This window comes from Leclercia sp., assembly GCF_036780805.1.
GTDB lineage: Bacteria > Pseudomonadota > Gammaproteobacteria > Enterobacterales > Enterobacteriaceae > Enterobacter.
In genome coordinates this window covers 50,339-69,572 of the sequence record NZ_DAIQCE010000003.1, presented here as the reverse complement: position 1 = coordinate 69,572, position 19,234 = coordinate 50,339, and the positions used below count along the sequence as shown (strand labels likewise).

The 19,234-nt window shown below is 56.1% G+C and carries 19 protein-coding genes; 10 read left to right on the top strand and 9 right to left on the bottom strand.

The genetic code is table 11. The annotated features are described in order from the left end of the window. Position 1: 1 nt before the first annotated feature. The 7 genes from ftsQ (at position 2) to mutT (ending at position 8,301) form a co-directional block, all read left to right on the top strand. Positions 2–838: a cell division protein FtsQ gene (gene ftsQ / locus V7Q49_RS11785; protein ID WP_333851432.1), complete on the top strand. Its 837-nt coding sequence runs from the start codon at positions 2–4 to the stop codon at positions 836–838. A gap of 2 nt (positions 839–840) precedes the next feature. After that, on the top strand, positions 841–2,097 hold the full coding sequence (gene ftsA, locus V7Q49_RS11780) for a cell division protein FtsA (RefSeq protein WP_032616543.1): 1,257 nt from the start codon (positions 841–843) through the stop codon (positions 2,095–2,097). A 63-nt stretch (positions 2,098–2,160) separates the two neighbouring features. Continuing rightward, positions 2,161–3,312: a cell division protein FtsZ gene (gene ftsZ / locus V7Q49_RS11775; RefSeq protein ID WP_142488237.1), complete on the top strand. Its 1,152-nt coding sequence runs from the start codon at positions 2,161–2,163 to the stop codon at positions 3,310–3,312. A gap of 101 nt (positions 3,313–3,413) precedes the next feature. Beyond that, a complete protein-coding gene (lpxC, locus tag V7Q49_RS11770; protein WP_333851426.1) occupies positions 3,414–4,331 on the top strand; it encodes a UDP-3-O-acyl-N-acetylglucosamine deacetylase in 918 nt (305 codons plus the stop codon). 251 nt (positions 4,332–4,582) lie between these two features. Then, positions 4,583–5,086 carry a secA translation cis-regulator SecM gene (gene secM / locus V7Q49_RS11765; protein ID WP_333851424.1) on the top strand — a complete coding sequence of 168 codons (504 nt, stop codon included), beginning with the start codon at positions 4,583–4,585 and terminating at the stop codon, positions 5,084–5,086. Between the two features lie 59 nt (positions 5,087–5,145). Further along, the gene (gene secA, locus V7Q49_RS11760; protein WP_333851422.1) at positions 5,146–7,851 is read left to right on the top strand and encodes a preprotein translocase subunit SecA; all 2,706 of its coding nucleotides are present in this window, start codon (positions 5,146–5,148) and stop codon (positions 7,849–7,851) included. 57 nt (positions 7,852–7,908) lie between these two features. After that, entirely contained in the window at positions 7,909–8,301 is a 393-nt protein-coding gene (mutT, locus tag V7Q49_RS11755; protein ID WP_333851421.1) for an 8-oxo-dGTP diphosphatase MutT, read from the top strand. 33 nt (positions 8,302–8,334) lie between these two features. Here the strand turns inward: mutT and yacG are convergent, their stop codons facing one another. Genes yacG through coaE form a run of 3 tightly spaced genes read right to left on the bottom strand, consistent with a single transcriptional unit; the run spans position 8,335 to position 9,896 of the window. Beyond that, positions 8,335–8,532, bottom strand: a complete 198-nt coding sequence (yacG, locus tag V7Q49_RS11750) for a DNA gyrase inhibitor YacG (protein ID WP_333851419.1) — start codon at positions 8,530–8,532, stop codon at positions 8,335–8,337. 9 nt (positions 8,533–8,541) lie between these two features. Further along, entirely contained in the window at positions 8,542–9,285 is a 744-nt protein-coding gene (gene zapD / locus V7Q49_RS11745) for a cell division protein ZapD (protein WP_333851417.1), read from the bottom strand. Next, a complete protein-coding gene (coaE, locus tag V7Q49_RS11740) occupies positions 9,285–9,896 on the bottom strand; it encodes a dephospho-CoA kinase (RefSeq protein ID WP_333851416.1) in 612 nt (203 codons plus the stop codon). The genes zapD and coaE overlap by 1 nt, the downstream gene beginning before the upstream one ends. A 227-nt stretch (positions 9,897–10,123) precedes the next feature. Here coaE and V7Q49_RS11735 point away from each other — a divergent pair, with 227 nt between their 5' ends. Next, positions 10,124–11,167: a GMP reductase gene (locus tag V7Q49_RS11735; RefSeq protein ID WP_333851413.1), complete on the top strand. Its 1,044-nt coding sequence runs from the start codon at positions 10,124–10,126 to the stop codon at positions 11,165–11,167. A 31-nt stretch (positions 11,168–11,198) separates the two neighbouring features. On the opposite strand, the gene hofC is transcribed toward V7Q49_RS11735, so the two are convergent. The 4 genes from hofC to nadC all read right to left on the bottom strand — a co-directional run bounded on the left by hofC (position 11,199) and on the right by nadC (position 15,297). Next, positions 11,199–12,395, bottom strand: a complete 1,197-nt coding sequence (gene hofC, locus V7Q49_RS11730; RefSeq protein ID WP_333851411.1) for a protein transport protein HofC — start codon at positions 12,393–12,395, stop codon at positions 11,199–11,201. Beyond that, complete coding sequence (gene gspE, locus V7Q49_RS11725) at positions 12,385–13,770, bottom strand: type II secretion system protein GspE (RefSeq protein ID WP_333851409.1); 1,386 nt, start codon at positions 13,768–13,770, stop codon at positions 12,385–12,387. The genes hofC and gspE overlap by 11 nt, the downstream gene beginning before the upstream one ends. Further along, positions 13,767–14,219 (bottom strand): prepilin peptidase-dependent pilin, encoded by a 453-nt coding sequence (ppdD, locus tag V7Q49_RS11720; RefSeq protein WP_333851407.1) that lies wholly within the window; start codon positions 14,217–14,219, stop codon positions 13,767–13,769. Before ppdD ends, gspE begins: the two co-directional genes overlap by 4 nt. Positions 14,220–14,403: 184 nt before the next feature. Beyond that, complete coding sequence (nadC, locus tag V7Q49_RS11715) at positions 14,404–15,297, bottom strand: carboxylating nicotinate-nucleotide diphosphorylase (protein ID WP_333851405.1); 894 nt, start codon at positions 15,295–15,297, stop codon at positions 14,404–14,406. Positions 15,298–15,384: 87 nt separating this feature from the next. Between nadC and ampD the strand changes: the two genes are divergently transcribed. Continuing rightward, a complete protein-coding gene (gene ampD / locus V7Q49_RS11710; protein WP_333851403.1) occupies positions 15,385–15,948 on the top strand; it encodes a 1,6-anhydro-N-acetylmuramyl-L-alanine amidase AmpD in 564 nt (187 codons plus the stop codon). After that, complete coding sequence (ampE, locus tag V7Q49_RS11705) at positions 15,945–16,799, top strand: beta-lactamase regulator AmpE (protein WP_333851401.1); 855 nt, start codon at positions 15,945–15,947, stop codon at positions 16,797–16,799. Before ampD ends, ampE begins: the two co-directional genes overlap by 4 nt. An 18-nt stretch (positions 16,800–16,817) precedes the next feature. On the opposite strand, the gene V7Q49_RS11700 is transcribed toward ampE, so the two are convergent. Next, positions 16,818–17,768 (bottom strand): glycoside hydrolase family 43 protein, encoded by a 951-nt coding sequence (locus V7Q49_RS11700; RefSeq protein WP_333851399.1) that lies wholly within the window; start codon positions 17,766–17,768, stop codon positions 16,818–16,820. 10 nt (positions 17,769–17,778) lie between these two features. Continuing rightward, positions 17,779–19,176 (bottom strand): MFS transporter, encoded by a 1,398-nt coding sequence (locus tag V7Q49_RS11695; protein WP_333851397.1) that lies wholly within the window; start codon positions 19,174–19,176, stop codon positions 17,779–17,781. Positions 19,177–19,234 lie beyond the last annotated feature (58 nt).

Sequence of the window (19,234 nt, the reverse complement as noted above, 5' to 3'; positions counted from 1 at the left end):
TATGTCTCAGGCTGCGCTGAACACGCGAAACCGTGAGGAAGAAGAAGAGTATTCCTCTTCACGGCGGAGTAATGGAACGCGTCTTGCAGGGATCACCTTCCTGCTTGCCGTGCTGTGTACGGTGTTTGTCAGCGGCTGGATGGTGCTCGGCTGGATGGAAGATGCACAACGTCTGCCTCTGTCGAAACTGGTCGTGACGGGTGACCGTCACTACACGCGTAATGATGATATCCGGCAGTCAATTCTGGCATTAGGCTCGCCCGGCACCTTCATGACGCAGGACGTGAATATTATCCAGAGCCAGATTGAGCGTTTGCCATGGATTAAACAGGCGAGCGTAAGAAAGCAGTGGCCGGATGAATTGAAGATTCATCTGGTTGAATATGTACCCATTGCGCGTTGGAATGATCAGCATATGGTTGACGTAGATGGAATTTCTTTCAGCGTCCCGGCCGATCGTGTCAGCAAGCAAAACTTACCCATGTTGTATGGCCCGGAAGGCAGCGAAAACGAAGTGCTGGAAGGTTTCCGTAACATGGGGCAGGTGCTGGCTAAAGATCGTTTTACCCTGAAACAAGCCGCGATGACGGCGCGTCGTTCCTGGCAGTTGACGCTGACGAACGACATTAAGCTGAATCTTGGCCGGGGTGACACGATGAAGCGTCTGGCCCGTTTTGTAGAACTTTATCCCGTTCTACAGCAACAGGCGCAGGCTGAAGGCAAAAGGATTAGCTACGTTGATTTGCGCTATGACTCAGGCGCATCGGTCGGGTGGATCCCGGCGCCGGTTGAGGAACCTAATCAGCAACAGAATCAGGCTCAGGTACAGGCAGAATAACAATGATCAAGGCGACGGACAGAAAACTGGTAGTAGGACTGGAGATTGGCACTGCGAAGGTTGCCGCTTTAGTAGGGGAAGTTCTGCCCGACGGTATGGTCAATATCATTGGTGTGGGTAGCTGCCCGTCTCGTGGTATGGATAAAGGTGGGGTAAACGACCTCGAGTCGGTGGTGAAATGCGTTCAGCGCGCCATCGATCAGGCCGAACTGATGGCAGATTGCCAGATTTCCTCCGTGTATCTGGCGCTCTCTGGCAAGCATATCAGCTGCCAGAACGAGATTGGCATGGTGCCGATCTCAGAAGAAGAAGTCTCGCAGGAAGACGTCGAAAACGTCGTGCATACTGCGAAGTCTGTGCGCGTTCGTGATGAGCATCGCGTTCTGCACGTGATTCCGCAGGAGTATGCGATCGACTACCAGGAAGGGATTAAAAATCCGGTAGGGCTTTCCGGCGTACGCATGCAGGCAAAAGTGCACTTGATCACATGTCACAACGATATGGCGAAGAACATTGTCAAAGCCGTTGAACGTTGTGGTCTTAAAGTTGACCAACTGATTTTCGCCGGTCTGGCGGCAAGTTATTCCGTGCTGACCGAAGACGAACGTGAACTGGGCGTCTGTGTGGTGGATATCGGTGGTGGTACCATGGACATGGCCGTCTATACCGGTGGTGCGCTGCGCCACACTAAAGTTATCCCGTACGCGGGGAACGTGGTGACCAGCGATATCGCCTACGCCTTTGGCACGCCACCGAGCGATGCAGAGGCGATTAAAGTGCGCCACGGTTGTGCACTGGGCTCCATTGTGGGCAAAGATGAGAGCGTTGAAGTGCCTAGCGTCGGTGGGCGTCCACCTCGCAGCCTGCAGCGCCAGACGTTAGCCGAGGTCATTGAGCCGCGTTATACCGAGCTGCTCAACCTGGTCAACGAAGAGATTTTGCAGTTACAGGAACAGCTTCGTCAGCAGGGTGTCAAACACCATCTTGCGGCGGGGATTGTATTAACCGGCGGCGCGGCGCAAATTGAAGGTCTTGCGGCCTGTGCTCAGCGGGTGTTCCATACGCAGGTGCGCATCGGTGCACCGCTGAACATCACCGGTTTAACGGATTATGCTCAGGAGCCGTATTACTCAACGGCCGTGGGCTTGCTTCATTACGGGAAAGAAACGCATCTCAGTGGTGAAGCAGAAGTAGAAAAACGCGCGTCGGTAGGTTCGTGGTTCAAACGAATCAACACCTGGCTGCGAAAAGAATTTTAATTTTAGTAAGAGACCGGCGAAAATTAACGGTTTCGGGCGACAGGCACAAAACGGAGAGAAACTATGTTTGAACCTATGGAACTGACCAACGACGCGGTGATTAAAGTCATCGGCGTCGGTGGCGGCGGCGGTAATGCTGTAGAGCATATGGTGCGCGAGCGCATCGAAGGTGTAGAGTTCTTCGCGGTGAACACCGATGCGCAGGCACTGCGTAAGACGGCGGTTGGCCAGACGATCCAAATCGGTGGCGGCATCACCAAAGGGCTGGGCGCTGGGGCAAACCCGGAAGTCGGCCGTAATGCTGCTGAAGAAGATCGTGAAGCCCTGCGTGCTGCGCTTGATGGTGCAGACATGGTGTTTATCGCCGCGGGCATGGGTGGTGGTACCGGAACCGGTGCTGCGCCAGTGGTTGCTGAAGTTGCTAAAGATTTAGGTATCCTGACGGTTGCTGTCGTGACTAAGCCTTTCAACTTTGAAGGCAAGAAGCGTATGGCGTTTGCCGAGCAGGGTATCACCGAGCTGTCCAAACACGTGGACTCGCTGATCACTATCCCGAACGACAAACTGCTGAAAGTGCTGGGCCGTGGCATCTCTCTGCTGGACGCCTTTGGCGCTGCGAACGATGTTCTCAAAGGCGCAGTACAGGGTATCGCAGAGCTGATCACCCGCCCGGGTCTGATGAACGTCGACTTTGCTGACGTGCGCACCGTGATGTCCGAAATGGGCTACGCGATGATGGGCTCCGGCGTGGCGAAAGGTGAAGACCGTGCAGAAGAAGCCGCTGAAATGGCGATCTCTTCTCCGCTGCTGGAAGATATCGATCTGTCTGGTGCGCGCGGCGTGCTGGTCAACATCACCGCGGGCTTCGACCTGCGTCTGGATGAGTTCGAAACCGTGGGTAACACCATTCGTGCGTTCGCTTCAGACAATGCCACCGTGGTAATTGGTACTTCCCTTGATCCGGAAATGAACGACGAACTGCGCGTAACGGTTGTAGCGACCGGTATCGGCATGGACAAGCGTCCTGAGATCACCCTGGTGACCAATAAACCTGCTCAGCAGCCCGTGATGGATCGCTATCAGCCGCACGGCATGGCACCGCTGACGCAAGAGCAGAAGCCGGCCGCGAAAGTGGTCAATGACAACACAACACAGACCCAGAAAGAGCCGGATTATCTGGATATCCCTGCGTTCCTGCGTAAGCAAGCTGATTAAGAATTAGCTGGAATTAGGGAATTTACGCTCTTTGTGCTAAACTGGCCGCCCGATAGTGATATACACTCTCGGTTGGATAAGTAACTTGGCGAGATTATACGATGATCAAACAAAGGACATTAAAACGTATCGTTCAGGCGACTGGTGTCGGTTTACATACCGGCAAGAAAGTCACACTGACGTTGCGCCCTGCGCCGGCCAATACCGGGGTCATCTATCGTCGCACCGACTTGAATCCACCGGTAGATTTCCCGGCTGATGCCAAATCTGTGCGTGATACTATGCTCTGTACTTGCCTGGTGAACGAGCATGACGTGCGGATCTCTACCGTAGAGCACCTGAATGCCGCCCTGGCGGGTCTGGGTATCGACAACATCGTTGTAGAAGTCGATGCGCCAGAAATCCCGATTATGGATGGCAGCGCTGCACCGTTCGTTTATCTGTTGCTGGATGCCGGCATTGAAGAACTGAACAGTGCGAAGAAATTTGTGCGTATCAAAGAGACCGTTCGTGTCCAGGATGGCGACAAATGGGCTGAATTCAAGCCGTTTAATGGTTTTTCGTTGGATTTCACCATCGACTTTAACCACCCGGCGATTGATTCCAGCACCCAGCGCTATGCGATGAACTTCTCTGCTGATGCGTTTATGCGTCAAATCAGTCGTGCGCGTACTTTCGGTTTCATGCGTGATATCGAATACCTGCAGTCCCGCGGCCTGTGCCTGGGCGGCAGCTTCGATTGTGCCATCGTTGTTGACGATTATCGCGTACTGAACGAAGACGGCCTGCGTTTTGAAGATGAATTCGTTCGTCACAAAATGCTGGATGCGATTGGGGACCTGTTCATGTGTGGTCACAATATCATCGGTGCGTTTACCGCGTATAAGTCCGGTCATGCCCTGAACAACAAACTGTTGCAGGCTGTTCTGGCAAAACAGGAAGCCTGGGAGTTTGTGACCTTCGAAGACGAAGCTGAACTGCCACTGGCATTCAAAGCACCGAGCACGGTTCTGGCGTAACGGCAGATTCCGTTATCTAAATTCGACTGGTTGACCTGGCACTCTCTCCGGCCAGCAAGACCAGTCGTTTTTGTTTTTGTCCTTTCTGTATTGCCGTAGTCAATGGCGCGTTTGCTGATTTCATCACCATTTTTAACCTTCGGTGTGTCTTATTACTGCTGCTGCGCCGCCGCATTGATGGTAATATCTGGGCGCGAAAAAATAAAAATCATACGGTGAGCCTCAAGGCTTACTTACTTGTGGTGGGGCAATTGAGCGGAATTCTGACGCGCTGGCGACAATTTGGCAGACGTTACTTCTGGCCGCATCTCCTTCTGGGGATGGTCGCGGCAAGCTTTGGCCTGCCCGCGCTCAGCAGTAATGCCGAAGCGGCTAACCCTGCGAAGACTGCCACCTCCCGACAAGACCTGAATACGCGGGTTAATTTCACTAACCTTGCCCTGCTGGAAGCGAACCGCCGACCGAATTTCACGGTGGATTACTGGCATCAGCACGCTATCCGCACCGTTATTCGTCATCTCTCTTTCGCCATGGCACCGCAGGCGTTGCCTGCCGTTGAAGAGTCCCTGCCGGTTCAGGCGCACCACCTGGCGCTGCTGGATACGCTCAATACGCTGCTTACCCAGCAGAGCGAGCCGCCGGTCATCGTTCGTCAGGTTGCTCTTACCGCATTCTATCCTCAATCCGTTTTCTCCGTCTCCGCCTGGATTAGCCAGGTGCAGGGCATCCGCGCCGGACCTCAACGCCTCAGCTAAATTAACTCTTTTCAATACCTTAATTTAACTGCCCATGATGGGGCGTTTGAGAATTTATTATGTTAATCAAATTACTAACTAAAGTTTTCGGTAGTCGTAACGATCGTACTCTGCGCCGCATGCGCAAAGCTGTCAGCGTCATCAACGGCCTTGAGCCGGCGATGGAAAAACTCTCTGATGACGAGCTGAAAGGCAAAACCGCAGAATTCCGTGCCCGCCTCGAAAAAGGCGAAACCGTTGAGAGTCTGATCCCGGAAGCCTTCGCCGTTGTGCGTGAAGCAAGTAAGCGTGTGTTCGGCATGCGTCACTTCGACGTGCAGCTGCTGGGCGGTATGGTCCTGAACGACCGCTGCATCGCCGAGATGCGTACCGGTGAAGGTAAAACCCTGACCGCGACCCTGCCGGCTTACCTTAACGCCCTGTCGGGTAAAGGCGTGCACGTTGTCACCGTCAACGACTATCTGGCGCAGCGTGACGCCGAAAACAACCGTCCACTGTTCGAATTCCTCGGCATGAGTGTCGGGATCAACATGTCAGGCCTGCCGGCTCCGGCGAAACGTGAAGCCTACAACGCAGACATTACCTACGGCACCAACAACGAATACGGCTTTGACTACCTGCGCGATAACATGGCCTTCAGCCCGGAAGAGCGCGTCCAGCGTAAGCTGCACTATGCGCTGGTGGATGAGGTTGACTCCATTCTGATCGATGAAGCTCGTACCCCGCTGATCATCTCCGGTCCGGCTGAAGACAGCTCCGAGATGTATCGCAAAGTAGACAAAATCATTCCACACCTGATCCGTCAGGAAAAAGAGGACTCCGACACCTTCCAGGGTGAAGGCCACTTCTCCGTGGACGAAAAAGCCCGTCAGGTGAACCTGACCGAGCGTGGTCTGGTTCAGATCGAAGAGCTGTTAGTTGCGCAGGGCATTATGGATGAGGGTGAGTCACTCTACTCCCCAAGCAATATCATGCTGATGCACCACGTGACCGCGGCGTTACGTGCGCACGTGCTCTTTACCCGTGACGTGGACTACATCGTTAAAGATGGCGAAGTCATTATCGTCGACGAACACACCGGCCGTACCATGCAGGGTCGCCGCTGGTCCGATGGTCTTCATCAGGCGGTAGAAGCCAAAGAGAACGTCGATATCCAGAACGAGAACCAGACTCTGGCCTCCATTACCTTCCAGAACTACTTCCGTCTGTACGAGAAGCTGGCGGGGATGACCGGTACGGCGGATACCGAAGCCTTTGAATTCAGCTCTATCTACAAGCTGGATACCGTGGTGGTTCCAACCAACCGTCCAATGATCCGTAAGGATATGCCGGACCTGGTCTACATGACCGAAGCGGAAAAAATTCAGGCCATTATCGAAGACATTCGCGACCGTACCGCCGCGGGCCAGCCGGTTCTGGTGGGTACCATCTCCATCGAAAAATCGGAAGTGGTCTCCGAAGAGCTGACCAAAGCCGGGATCAAACACAACGTCCTGAACGCCAAGTTCCACGCTAAAGAAGCGGATATTGTTGCCCAGGCGGGTTACCCGTCAGCAGTGACCATCGCCACCAACATGGCGGGTCGTGGTACCGACATCATGCTGGGCGGTAGCTGGCAGGCAGAAGTAGCCGCGCTGGAAGACCCAACCCCGGAACAGATTGCGCAGATCAAAGCCGACTGGCAGGTTCGTCACGATGCCGTACTGGCCGCAGGCGGTCTGCACATCATCGGTACCGAACGTCATGAATCCCGCCGTATCGACAACCAGCTGCGTGGTCGTGCGGGTCGTCAGGGTGATGCCGGTTCATCCCGCTTCTACCTGTCGATGGAAGATGCCCTGATGCGTATTTTCGCCTCTGACCGTGTGTCGGGTATGATGCGTAAACTGGGCATGAAGCCGGGCGAAGCGATTGAGCACCCGTGGGTGACCAAAGCTATCGCCAACGCCCAGCGTAAAGTGGAAAGCCGTAACTTCGATATTCGTAAGCAGCTGCTTGAGTACGATGATGTTGCCAACGACCAGCGTCGCGCTATTTACACCCAGCGTAACGAACTGCTGGACGTTTCCGATGTGAGCGAAACCATCAACAGCATCCGCGAAGACGTCTTCAAAGCGACTCTCGATGGCCACATTCCTCCGCAATCTCTGGAAGAGATGTGGGATATCGAAGGCCTGCAGGCGCGTCTGAAAAATGACTTCGACCTCGACCTGCCAATTCAGGAGTGGCTGGATAAAGAGCCGGAGCTGCACGAAGAGACCCTGCGCGAGCGTATTTTTGCCACCGCCATTGAGGTTTATCAGCGTAAAGAAGAAGTGGTCGGCGCTGAGATGATGCGTCACTTCGAGAAAGGCGTGATGCTGCAAACGCTGGACTCCCTGTGGAAAGAGCACCTGGCGGCGATGGACTACCTGCGTCAGGGGATCCATCTGCGCGGCTATGCGCAAAAAGATCCGAAGCAGGAGTACAAACGCGAATCTTTCGCCATGTTTGCTTCAATGCTTGAATCCCTGAAATACGAAGTGATCAGCACCCTGAGCAAGGTGCAGGTGCGCATGCCGGAAGAAGTTGAAGAGATGGAGCAGCAGCGTCGCGAAGAGGCTGAACGTCTGGCCCAGATGCAGCAGCTCAGCCATCAGGACGACGAAGAAGCCGCCGCTGCCGCGATTGCTGCGCAGGCCGGTGAGCGTAAGGTTGGCCGTAACGATCCGTGCCCATGTGGTTCAGGTAAAAAATACAAACAGTGCCATGGCCGTCTGAGCTAAGCATTAAACCAACTGAAAAGGCGCAGATATCTGCGCCTTTTTTATGGAATCAGGACAATGAAAACACTGCAAATCGCTGTCGGGATCATTCGCAATGCCGATAACCACATCTTTATTACCCAGCGTGCGGCCGATGCGCATATGGCGAATAAGTGGGAGTTTCCCGGCGGGAAGATCGAGTCTGGCGAAACGCCAGAGCAGGCGCTGATCCGCGAGCTTCAGGAAGAGGTGGGGATCACTCCGCTTGGCGCGACCCTGTTCGATAAACTGGAATATACGTTTCCCGATCGCCATATCACCCTGTGGTTCTGGTTGGTGGAAAGCTGGGAAGGGGAGCCGTGGGGCAAAGAGGGGCAGCCTGGAAGCTGGGTTGCCCTGAGCGCACAGGATGCCGACAAGTTCCCGCCGGCAAATGCGCCTGTTATTACCCGATTAGTGGGTAACCAGTAAGCCTGCTCAGCGAAGCGCCAGCAGGCTGAGATATCATGGCTGCTGGTCTTCGCTCCAGTCATCGCTGTCGGAGAGACCGCCTTCGCTTGGAATACGTTTCTCTTCTGCGGCCCATTCACCGAGATCGATCAGCTGGCAACGTTTGCAGCAAAAAGGACGGAAAGGACTCTGCTCGCCCCAGATAACGGGCTTCCCACAGGTGGGGCAGTTCACGGTGGTAACATCAGACATCATGACTCCTTAACAACACGCCAGCTCAAAGTCGAGACGTTCCGGCACCAGACCATGTTCACTGTCGAGCGGCATAAAACGAATCGCAAAGCGGCTCTTGTGACCTGAAATTTGCGGGTAAAGCTGATCGGCAAGGGTCAGCTGCAGGCGCAGCAGATCGGCATCCTCGCCATTATCCTGATAAAAACCGTTCAGGCTGGTCTGCTTGCGGAACGGTGCGGAGTTGCGGATCAAATCGAGGATCAGCGACAGCGCTTGCGTCAGCGGCTCAAGGCTGCCGAGCCAGCTTTGTACCTGGGCATCACGCTGTTCCTGCGGCATATGCAGCCAGATATGCAGGGTCGGCAAATCGAAACTGCAGCAGCCGCCAGGAATGCTCAGGCGCTGACGCACCAGCGCCACCAGGCGATCTTCCCGCAGAAACTGGCCGATACGCGGCGCAGCCATCAGCACCGTGCTGTTGTGTTTCAGCTGCTGACGCAGGCTGTCGATACGGCTGTTATCCACGCCCGGAACTTCAGCCCATGCCTGTAATTTACGCTGCTGACGCTCCAGCTCTTTCAGTAATTCCGTGCGGACTTCGCCACGCTCTAACACATCCAGCAGGTCGCCTACGTTACGGAAAAAATGCAGCGCCGTGGTGTGGTCGTGTACCGGCAGGAGGCCTGAAAGCTGCTGGATTAAAAACTCGATGCGCAGCCAGGTACGCATTTTTTCATTGAGGGGATGCTCAAAAAGAACGTGGGTGTGCATTAGATTTTTTCCTGTAAAACGGCCTGCGCCAGGTAGAACTGATGCAGGCGGGCAACATCGGAGGTGATGGCATCCGGTGCGCCGTTATTATCAATAACATCATCCGCGACGGCAAGGCGTGCTTCACGTGTGGCCTGCGCGGCAAGAATTTGTTCGGCATGTTCGCGCGCGACATTATCGCGGGCGATGGTGCGCTGAATTTGGGTCGCCACAGACACATCCACCAGCAGCACCCGGTCAGCTTTTTCGTGGAGCTTGTTTTCCACCAGAAGCGGGACGACCCAGAGGACATAGGGGGAGGTTGCCTGTGATATCTGCTTTTGCGTCTCCTGCTGGATCAGCGGATGCAGCAGGGCGTTCAGCCAGGCTTTTTCTTCAGGCTGCGAGAAAATGCGTTCGCGCAGCAACCGGCGGTTAAGGGTTCCGTCAGGCGCGATAATGTCGTGGCCGAAATGTTCTGCGATAGCGTGTAATGCGGGTGTACCGGGCTCTACCACCTGGCGGGCAATGATGTCGGCATCAATAATCGTGACACCCAGACGAGAGAAGGCGTCGGCCACAGTGCTTTTGCCACTGCCAATGCCTCCCGTTAATGCAACGATGTACCCCATTAATTAAAATCCTGGGAAATATTCATTATTGATATCAATTGCTTAAGATTTAATCTTTTAACAGCAAAGGTTAAGCTCTGCTTACGAACTTTTTACCAGGTAAATTTATAGGATTGTAGCGTAAAAAAAGTGATTTTCGCAGTCTTGCGCAACAGGTATTAGTGCGTATGATAGCGTCACTGGAGTTGTGTGTTTCGTTTTTCGACATTTACCCCAGGAATCCGCAAATGCGTATCGAAGAAGATCTGAAGTTAGGTTTCAAAGACGTTCTTATCCGCCCTAAACGTTCTACTCTGAAAAGTCGCTCCGACGTTGAACTCGAACGTGAATTCACCTTTAAGCATTCCGGTCAGACCTGGTCTGGCGTACCTGTCATCGCCGCCAATATGGATACGGTTGGGACTTTTGCGATGGCAAAAGCACTGGCTTCCTTCGACATTCTGACCGCCGTGCACAAGCACTACAGCGTTGAAGAGTGGAATGCTTTTGCTGGTTCCGTATCTGAAACCATTCTCAAGCACGTGATGGTTTCCACCGGTACCTCCGACGCCGATTTCGAAAAAACGAAACAGATCCTGATTGCTAACCCGAACCTGAACTTCATCTGTATTGATGTCGCGAATGGTTACTCCGAGCATTTCGTGCAGTTCGTCAGCAAAGCGCGCCAGGCCTGGCCGACCAAAACCATTATTGCGGGTAACGTGGTTACTGGCGAAATGTGTGAAGAGCTGATCCTGTCCGGGGCAGATATCGTGAAAGTGGGCATTGGCCCAGGTTCAGTCTGCACCACCCGCGTGAAAACCGGTGTTGGCTATCCGCAGCTCTCGGCGGTGATCGAGTGTGCTGACGCCGCTCACGGCCTCGGCGGCCAGATCATCAGCGACGGCGGTTGCACCACGCCGGGTGACGTGGCGAAAGCCTTTGGTGGCGGCGCAGACTTCGTGATGCTGGGCGGAATGCTGGCAGGTCACGAAGAGAGCGGCGGTACCGTGGTTGATGAAAACGGTGAAAAATTCATGCTGTTCTACGGCATGAGTTCTGAATCGGCGATGAATCGTCACGTGGGCGGCGTTGCTCAGTATCGTGCGGCAGAAGGTAAAACCGTCAAGCTGCCACTGCGCGGCCCGGTTGAGAACACCGCGCGTGATATCCTGGGTGGCCTGCGCTCTGCATGCACCTACGTGGGCGCATCCCGTCTGAAAGAGCTGACCAAGCGCACCACCTTTATCCGCGTTCAGGAACAGGAAAACCGCGTTTTCAACAGCCTGTAATGCTTGCTCGCTGGCGCGTCCCGCGCCAGCGTTATCCCGAACTCATCGCATCCCCCAGATGGAAAATCGGCAGATACATCGCAACCACCAGCGTGCCAATAATTAATCCCGTCACAATCATCAGCAGCGGCTCCAGCAGCGAGGCCAGATTATCGGCTTGCTGAAAGGTCTGTTCATTATGATGCTGCGCCAGATTACTCAACATCGTATCCAGTGCCCCCGACGCTTCGCCGGTGCGCACGAGCTGAATGCAGAGTGGCGTAAAGATCGCCGCTTCATTCAGGGCAGACCAGATAGGCGCACCCTGCATGATGCGCTGGCGTATCGCCTGTAATTTCTCCTGCCAGAAGGGGCATGTCAGCGTCTCTTCGGTACTTTCCAGCCCCTGGATAAAGGCGATGCCTGCCTGCTGCGTGAGCGACAGAACGGTAAATATCTGGCTGAGCTTTTGCCCGCGCACCAGCGGGCCAACCACCGGACTTTTCAGCAGCAGACGCTGCGTGGCGGATTGCCATCGTCGGTTGCGATGAGCGAACATCAGGCCGGACGCTGCCGCCAGCAGACTGAGCATCAGCCCGGCACCCCGATCCTGAAGCGCGGTCGCCAGCGCCATCACCGCCCGGGTCAGGCCCGGTAAGGGCGTGTTGAAGGTTTTGTAGATGGCGGCAAACTCCGGCAGTACCAGAGTCACCATCCCCAGCACCACGGCGACGGCCAGGGCGAGGATAATCACCGGATAACGCAGCGCCTTCTTCACCTTAGCGCTGAGGTGTTGCTGCGTTTTTTGCTGCCGAGCCAGTTGACGACAACATTCATCGAGCTTGCCGGTCAGCTCCCCGGTTTTCATCATCGAAATATAGAGGGGAGGGAAGACATGCGGCCACTTTTTCAGGGCGTCGGAGAAGGCGCATCCGGCGCTGAGATCGTCAGCGATGCTCTGCAGCAGCGCCTGCCACTGCCGGGCCGGGTGCTGCTGGGCCAGAAGTGCCAGACCAGCCGAGAGCGTTAAGCCCGCCTGCAGCAGCGTCGCCAGCTGGTGGATCGTCTCGTAGCGATGCTGCGCCTGCCAGCGCGTCTGCTGCAGGCTTCGTTTGAGCTCAAGAGGATAAAGATCCCGACCCAACAGAACGTTCCATGCCGCCTGTTTGTCAGGGGCCCAGAGCGCGCCTGCCTGTTGCTCCCCCTGCTGGCTGAGGGCCCGCCAGCGCCAGAGTTGATTACCGGCCATCCGATTCGCCCAGCATCTGTACCAGCTCCCCGAGCGTGGTGTAGCCTTGCTCGACCGCCATGCAGCCATGCTCGAACAGCGTGACCATGCCTGACTGTCTGGCCAGTTTTTCGATCTCCTCGACCGGCGCTCCGCTGGCAATAGCTGAGCGCAGTTCACGGGTGATCACCATTACCTCGAAAATTGCCACCCGGCCATAAAAGCCGTGATAGCAGCGGTCACAGCCTACGGGCTGCCAGTGCGGCAAAGGGCGAGGCCATAGTGCCTGGGGTAAGGGCGCGTCCCGCCGCACCTCGGTACGGCAGTGTGGACACAATCGGCGCACCAGCCGCTGGGCTATCACCAGTGACAGCGCCGAGGAGATCATCCAGCGCGCCACGCCCATCTGCTGCAGGCGCACCAGCGTCTCCGCGGTGGAGTTGGTATGCAGCGTCGACAGCACCAGATGGCCGGTCTGCGCGGCGTTGATGGCGATCTCCGCCGTTTCGCCATCGCGTATTTCCCCCACCATGATGATGTCGGGATCCTGGCGTAAAAACGCCCGCAGTACGCTCTGGAAGGTTAACCCCGCCCGGGGATTAATGGGGGTCTGATTCAGCCCGTCCAGCGGGATCTCGACCGGATCTTCCACGCTGCAGATGTTCACTTCGGGTGTGTTCCTGGCCTGCAGCGCGCTGTAGAGGGTGACGGTTTTGCCGCTGCCGGTGGGGCCGGTGACCAGAATCAGCCCCTGGGATTTATTGAGTGCGCTGACGAACAGCTGCAGCTGGGTTTCGCTCATCCCCAGCTGTTCGAGCCGCAGCGCCTGTTGCTCCTGCTGCAAAAGCCGCAGGACGATCTTTTCGCCGCTGCGACAGGGGAGCGTGGCAATACGAAACGAGACCGGGGAGCCTGAAAGCTCCACGGTGAATTGCCCGTCCTGGGGTAAGCGACGCTCGGCGATATCGAGATTGCCCAGCACTTTCAGCCTGGCGATAAGGCTGGTGCCGAGTTCGGTCGAAAGCGGCTGCTGCGGGTAGAGCACGCCGTCAATACGTAACCGGATCTGCCAGCTTTCGTCAGCGGGCTCGATGTGAATATCCGATGCCCGCTGGCTCAGCGCCTGGGTCAGGGTGTGGTTGAGAATGTCGATGGCCGAACGCGTCGAGCTGGAGACCGCCGGCAGGTGCGCCTCTGACGTGGTTTGCTGGTGCTTTTCCATGCGCTCGGCGGTCCAGCATTCGATATCAATTCTTTTCTGCGTGGCGAAACGTAACGCCTCCAGCAGTTCGGGCGGCGGGTTGCCGACTACCGCAATATTGATCCTGTCCGGGGCGCAGGTCAGCAGCAGGGCGTTGTGACGCCGACAAAGGGCCGTTAAGCGATCGGCATTCATTGCTCGCTCTCCTGCTCAGCCGTAAAGCGGAAGACGTCTTCGCAGGCCTGCTTCAGCGCGCTGTCTTCAGCCACGGTGCAGAGACGCTTCCAGCCGGTGATGCCGTTGCGATTATCCCACAGCGGGGTCATCACTACCTCGAGACCGTTGAGGCTCTCCTGCCCGGTCAGGGTGACCGCGCCTTTGGCAACGCTCATCCCGGAGACATAGCGGCTGGTCGCCGGGGAGGGAATACCGTTAACACCCGCATCGCAGCTCTCGGTCCCGCCATGATCGAGGGCGCAGAGTTCCACTGCGGTACGGTAGGGCATAAAGGTTTGCAGCATATCGGTGAGGGCGGCTTTTCGCAGGTAGTTCTGGTAAGCCGGAATGCCAATTGCACTGAGAATGGCCACGATGCCGATGACCACCATTAACTCGATGAGGGTAAATCCTTTTTGTCTTTCCATGGGTCGCTCCTTATGTTGACGTTCGCTACTGTGGCAGCGGGTCAGGCCGGGGGCGAGGGGCAAAAATCGTTTCGTGAAGCGTGATTCAGCGAGATGTGTGGGCGTTGCAGAACAATGCAGAAGGTTTGCGGGGCGGGTCGGAAATCGGGCTTGCCCGGCCTGTGCAGACCGGGCTTTCTGTCACTTAGCGAAAGCGCATCGACAGGTCGAGAGCGCGAATGTGTTTGGTCAGGGCACCAACGGAGATGAAATCGACGCCGGTTTCGGCAAATTCGCGTAAGGTTTCGTGCGTCACGTTGCCGGAGACCTCGAGACGGGCCTGGCCATTAGTGCGTTTCACCGCTTCGCGCATCTCTTCAGTTTTGAAGTTATCCAGCATGATGATGTCGGCACCGGCTTTCAGCGCATCGTCCAGCTCCTGCAGGTTTTCCACTTCCACTTCCACCGGCACATCCGGATGCAGCCAGAAGGCTTTTTCCACCGCCTGGCGAACGGAGCCGGAGGCAATAATATGGTTCTCTTTGATCAGGAACGCATCGGATAACCCCAGACGGTGGTTGGCACCGCCGCCGCACAGCACGGCATATTTCAGGGCGGTACGCAGGCCGGGCAGCGTTTTGCGCGTATCCAGCAGCTGGGTATTGGTCCCTTCCAGCAGGTCGACATAGCGGCGTGCTTCGCTGGCAACGCCGGAGAGCGTCTGGACAAAGTTCAGTGCGGTGCGCTCACCGGTCAGCAGGACGCGCGAAGAGCCCTCAAGTTCAAACAACGGCTGGTTAGCTTTGATGCTGTCGCCATCTTCAACATGCCACGTCACCTTCACGCCGTCACCGGCCAGCTGGGTAAAGACCTCTTCCACCCAACGTTTACCACAGAAAACACCGTCCTCACGGGTGATCACGACCGCATGAGAACGGGCATCTTCCGCCAGCAGCTGAGCGGTAATGTCGTTGTCAGCATTGACGTCTCCACCCAGATCTTCACGCAGCGCATTGGCGACGCTTGCCGGAATATCGAGATTTATACGTTCCAGCAGTACGTTACGTCTGTGGTCGGGGTTGTAGCGGCGAGGCGGCATGTTAAAACTCCAAATTGGTAACGAATCATAAGATTGAAACATGCTACTCTGAACCGGGAATCAGCACCATATATAAGGAGATCCTGCATGCAGTTAGAACATGGCTGGCTGGCAGATGCACGGCGTGTTCCTTCGCCACACCACGATTGCCGCCCGGAGGACGAGATCCCGTCGCTGCTGGTGGTGCATAACATCAGCCTGCCGCCAGGCGAATTTGGCGGTCCGTGGATTGACGCGCTATTCACCGGGACAATCGATCCCGATGCTCACCCCTTTTTTGCGGAGATCGCCCACCTGCGCGTTTCTGCCCATTGTCTGATTCGCCGTGACGGTGAAATCGTCCAGTATGTTCCTTTCGATAAACGAGCCTGGCATGCGGGCGTTTCGCAATATCAGGGGCGTGAACGCTGCAATGACTTCTCTATCGGCATCGAGCTGGAAGGGACGGATACGCTGCCTTACACCGATGCGCAGTATCAGCAGCTGGCCGCGGTGACGCGCACTCTTATTAGCCTCTACCCGGCTATTGCCCGCAACGTGACCGGACACAGCGATATTGCCCCGCAGCGCAAGACCGACCCAGGCCCGGCGTTTGACTGGCAACGATTCAACACACTGCTTACCGCCCTGTCAGATAAGGAGATGACATGACGTTATTTACCATGCTGCTGGTGATAATTGCTGAGCGTTTGTTCAAGCTGGGCGAGCACTGGCATCTGGATCACCGGATGGAAGTGCTGTTTCGTCGCATCCGCCATTTTTCCATGCTCCGTACCCTGCTGATGACGGCGGGGGTGATGCTTGTGGTGTTCCTGCTGCTGCGTTCGCTGTATGGCCTCTTCTTCAATGTGCCGCTGCTGGTGGTGTGGATCCTGCTCGGCGTCCTCTGCATTGGCGCGGGCAAGGTGCGTCTGCACTACCATGCCTATCTGAAGGCGGCAACCAATAATGATGCCCATGCCCGCGGGGCGATGGCCAGCGAGCTGACCTTGATCCACGGTGTTCCGCCGGAGTGCGACGAACGTGAATTTTTACGCGAGCTGCAGAATGCGCTGCTGTGGATTAACTTCCGCTTCTATCTGGCGCCGCTGTTCTGGTTTGTGGTGGGCGGGGCGTGGGGCCCGGTCCTGCTGATGGGCTACGCGTTTTTACGCGCCTGGCAGAGCTGGCTGGCGCGCTACCTGACGCCGCACGAACGTTTGCAGTCCGGGATCGACGCTATTCTGCACGTGCTGGACTGGCTGCCGGTGCGGCTGTTTGGGGTGGTTTACGCCCTGATCGGACATGGCGAGAAAGCCCTGCCAGCATGGTTCGCCTCGCTGGGGGATCGCCATACTTCGCAGTACCTGGTGTTAACGCGTCTGGCGCAGTTCTCGCTGGCGCGTGAGCCGCACACCGATAAGATCGAAACGCCGAAAGCGGCGGTTTCAATGGCCAAGAAAACCTCTTTCGCGGTGGTGGTGATTGTGGCGCTGCTGACGATTTACGGCACGCTGATCTAAACCCGCGTGCCGCAGGTCTTAGACTGTATCTGCTGACGGGATGCCAAAATCAGGCATCCCGTTTTCATTCCAGCGTACCCGCTTCAGGCGGGTGTGGCGGTTCGGATCGTAGAGCGGGTCGCCCTCGATTTCGGTATAGTTACGCGCATGGTAAATCAGCACGTCTTCGCCGTCCGGCGTTTGGGTAAAACTGTTGTGCCCCGGCCCGTACTGACGATTTTCGTAGCTGGTGGTGAACACCGGCTGCGGTGATTTATGCCAGTTCGCCGGGTTCTGCGGGTCGGCATTCAGATCGATCCACAGCAGTCCCATACAGTAGTTTTCATCCGTGGCGCTGGCGGAGTAGCTGATAAACAACCGCTCACCGTGGAACAGTACCGCCGGGCCTTCGTTGACCCAGAACCCGCGGCACTCCCAGTCATATTCCGGCTTGCTGAGCATCACCGGTTCGCCTTTAAGCGTCCACGGGTTCTCCATTTCGCACAGGTACAGGTTCGAGTTACCGGCAATATCCGGGGCTTTTTGCGCCCAGAGATACCAGCGTTTACCCTGGTGCATAAAGGTGGTCGCATCCAGCGCAAAGGTGTCGAACGGCGTATTGATCTGCCCTTTCTCAACCCAGGTGCCGGTGAGCGGGTCGCTGTCGGCACACTCCAGGGCAAACATGCGGTGCTGGAACATCCCAAGCTTATCCAGCGCCTGGGTGTGCGTAGCGGCAAAGTAGATGTACCACTTGCCGTCAATATTGTGCAGCTCCGGGGCCCAGATCAGCTGACTCATCGGGCCGGTGTCCGGCTTGCGCCAGACCACCACCTCAGCGGCGCTGCGCAGCCCTTCCAGCGAGTCGGCGCGGCGGATCGCCAGCCGGTCGTATTCCGGCACCGAGGCAATAAAATAGTATTGCCCCTGATGATGAAGAATGTACGGGTCGGCGCGTTGTTCAATAAACGGGTTTGGCCAGGTTTGCATTCGGCTTTCCTTATTTGGTCTCAGCGGCTTTGAGTTCCTGAAAATCGTTCAGCTCGCGATAGTTGTTCCGGCGTTTTTCAAGATCGGACTGAATCTGCTTCATGGTTTCGCGATCGACCTTCAGCAGGCGGACCACGCCGGCGGTAATGAGGTAGCCGACGCCAGGAATGACGGTAAAGAGCAGCACGATGCCGTTGATGGCGTCCGCGCTTTGCGCTTTGGCACCCGCGTCATAACCGTACCAGGAGAGCAGGAAGCCCACCATTGCCCCGGCAATCGCCAGCCCCAGCTTGAGGAAGAAGATGTTGCCGGAGAAGCTGATCCCGGTGATACGTTTACCGGTTTTCCATTCGCCGTAGTCGTCCACGTCGGCCATCAGCGACCAGTGCAGTGGAGACGGGATCTGGTGCAGGATGTTCAGCAGGAAGTAGAGCACCACAATGGTGACGGTGGCTTTCGGGTCGAAGAAGTAGAAGGCGCTGGAGAAAATCGCCAGCACGATGTTGGTCCAGAAGAAGACCTTCAGCTTACACCAGCGGTCGGTCAACACTTTTGCCAGCACGCTACCGAGCATCATGCCCACCACGCCCAGGCTGATAAACAAGGTAGCGAAATGGGTGCTCTGACCCATCACCCAGGTGACGTAATACATGGTTGCCGCCATGCGGATAAAGCCCGGGCAGACGTTACACAGGGTCAGCAGCAGAATGCGTACCCACTGGTCGTTCTTCCACACGTCTTTCAGATCGTTTTTCAGCTCGTCATTGGTTTGCACAGCCGGACGCACGCGCTCGCGCACGGTAGAGAAGCTGAACAGGAACATGCAGGTGCCAATCAGCGCCAGCACGGTCATGGCCATCTGGTAACCTTTAGCTTTGTCCTCGCCGCCGAACCAGTCGGCCATCGGCAGCAGCGTCAGGGACAGCAGCAGCGTGGCGATACCGACCATCACGAAACGATAGGACTGACAGGCCACGCGCTCTTTAGGATCGTTAGTGATTACCCCACCCAGCGAGCAGTAAGGAATATTGATAGCCGTATAGGTCAGAGAGAGCAGGAAGTAGGTGACAAAGGCATAGATAACTTTGCTGTTGTAAGTCCAGTCCGGGGTGGTGAACATCAGGATGCTGAACAGCGCATAGGGGAAGGCGATCCATAAAAGCCATGGACGAAATCGCCCATACTTACTGCGGGTACGATCGGCGATAGCGCCCATAATCGGATCGGTGACAGCATCGATGACGCGCACGGAGAGCAGCAATACGCCCACCAGTGCCGGGGCCAGGCCGAAAATATCTGTATAAAAATAGTTTACAAACAGCATGATGGCGCCAAAGATGATGTTACATCCGGCATCACCCATTCCATAGCCGATCTTTTCTTTTACTGACAGTTTATTGTTATCCATCGACGACTCTCCGAGTTACGGTATGGAGAGAATTATTCGCTGCCAAAGCAAAATATGC

Excerpts from the sequence above, each read along its gene's own strand:
- V7Q49_RS11735 (WP_333851413.1), top strand. The coding sequence starts at position 10,124 with ATGCGTATCGAAGAAGATCTGAAGTTAGGTTTCAAAGACGTTCTTATC.
- mutT (WP_333851421.1), top strand. The coding sequence starts at position 7,909 with ATGAAAACACTGCAAATCGCTGTCGGGATCATTCGCAATGCCGATAAC.
- hofC (WP_333851411.1), bottom strand. The coding sequence starts at position 12,395 with ATGGCCGGTAATCAACTCTGGCGCTGGCGGGCCCTCAGCCAGCAGGGG.
- ftsA (WP_032616543.1), top strand. The coding sequence starts at position 841 with ATGATCAAGGCGACGGACAGAAAACTGGTAGTAGGACTGGAGATTGGC.
- secA (WP_333851422.1), top strand. The coding sequence starts at position 5,146 with ATGTTAATCAAATTACTAACTAAAGTTTTCGGTAGTCGTAACGATCGT.
- ampD (WP_333851403.1), top strand. The coding sequence starts at position 15,385 with ATGCAGTTAGAACATGGCTGGCTGGCAGATGCACGGCGTGTTCCTTCG.
- ftsQ (WP_333851432.1), top strand. The coding sequence starts at position 2 with ATGTCTCAGGCTGCGCTGAACACGCGAAACCGTGAGGAAGAAGAAGAG.
- lpxC (WP_333851426.1), top strand. The coding sequence starts at position 3,414 with ATGATCAAACAAAGGACATTAAAACGTATCGTTCAGGCGACTGGTGTC.
- gspE (WP_333851409.1), bottom strand. The coding sequence starts at position 13,770 with ATGAATGCCGATCGCTTAACGGCCCTTTGTCGGCGTCACAACGCCCTG.
- yacG (WP_333851419.1), bottom strand. The coding sequence starts at position 8,532 with ATGTCTGATGTTACCACCGTGAACTGCCCCACCTGTGGGAAGCCCGTT.
- V7Q49_RS11695 (WP_333851397.1), bottom strand. The coding sequence starts at position 19,176 with ATGGATAACAATAAACTGTCAGTAAAAGAAAAGATCGGCTATGGAATG.
- zapD (WP_333851417.1), bottom strand. The coding sequence starts at position 9,285 with ATGCACACCCACGTTCTTTTTGAGCATCCCCTCAATGAAAAAATGCGT.
- ampE (WP_333851401.1), top strand. The coding sequence starts at position 15,945 with ATGACGTTATTTACCATGCTGCTGGTGATAATTGCTGAGCGTTTGTTC.
- ppdD (WP_333851407.1), bottom strand. The coding sequence starts at position 14,219 with ATGGAAAGACAAAAAGGATTTACCCTCATCGAGTTAATGGTGGTCATC.
- coaE (WP_333851416.1), bottom strand. The coding sequence starts at position 9,896 with ATGGGGTACATCGTTGCATTAACGGGAGGCATTGGCAGTGGCAAAAGC.
- V7Q49_RS11700 (WP_333851399.1), bottom strand. The coding sequence starts at position 17,768 with ATGCAAACCTGGCCAAACCCGTTTATTGAACAACGCGCCGACCCGTAC.
- ftsZ (WP_142488237.1), top strand. The coding sequence starts at position 2,161 with ATGTTTGAACCTATGGAACTGACCAACGACGCGGTGATTAAAGTCATC.
- nadC (WP_333851405.1), bottom strand. The coding sequence starts at position 15,297 with ATGCCGCCTCGCCGCTACAACCCCGACCACAGACGTAACGTACTGCTG.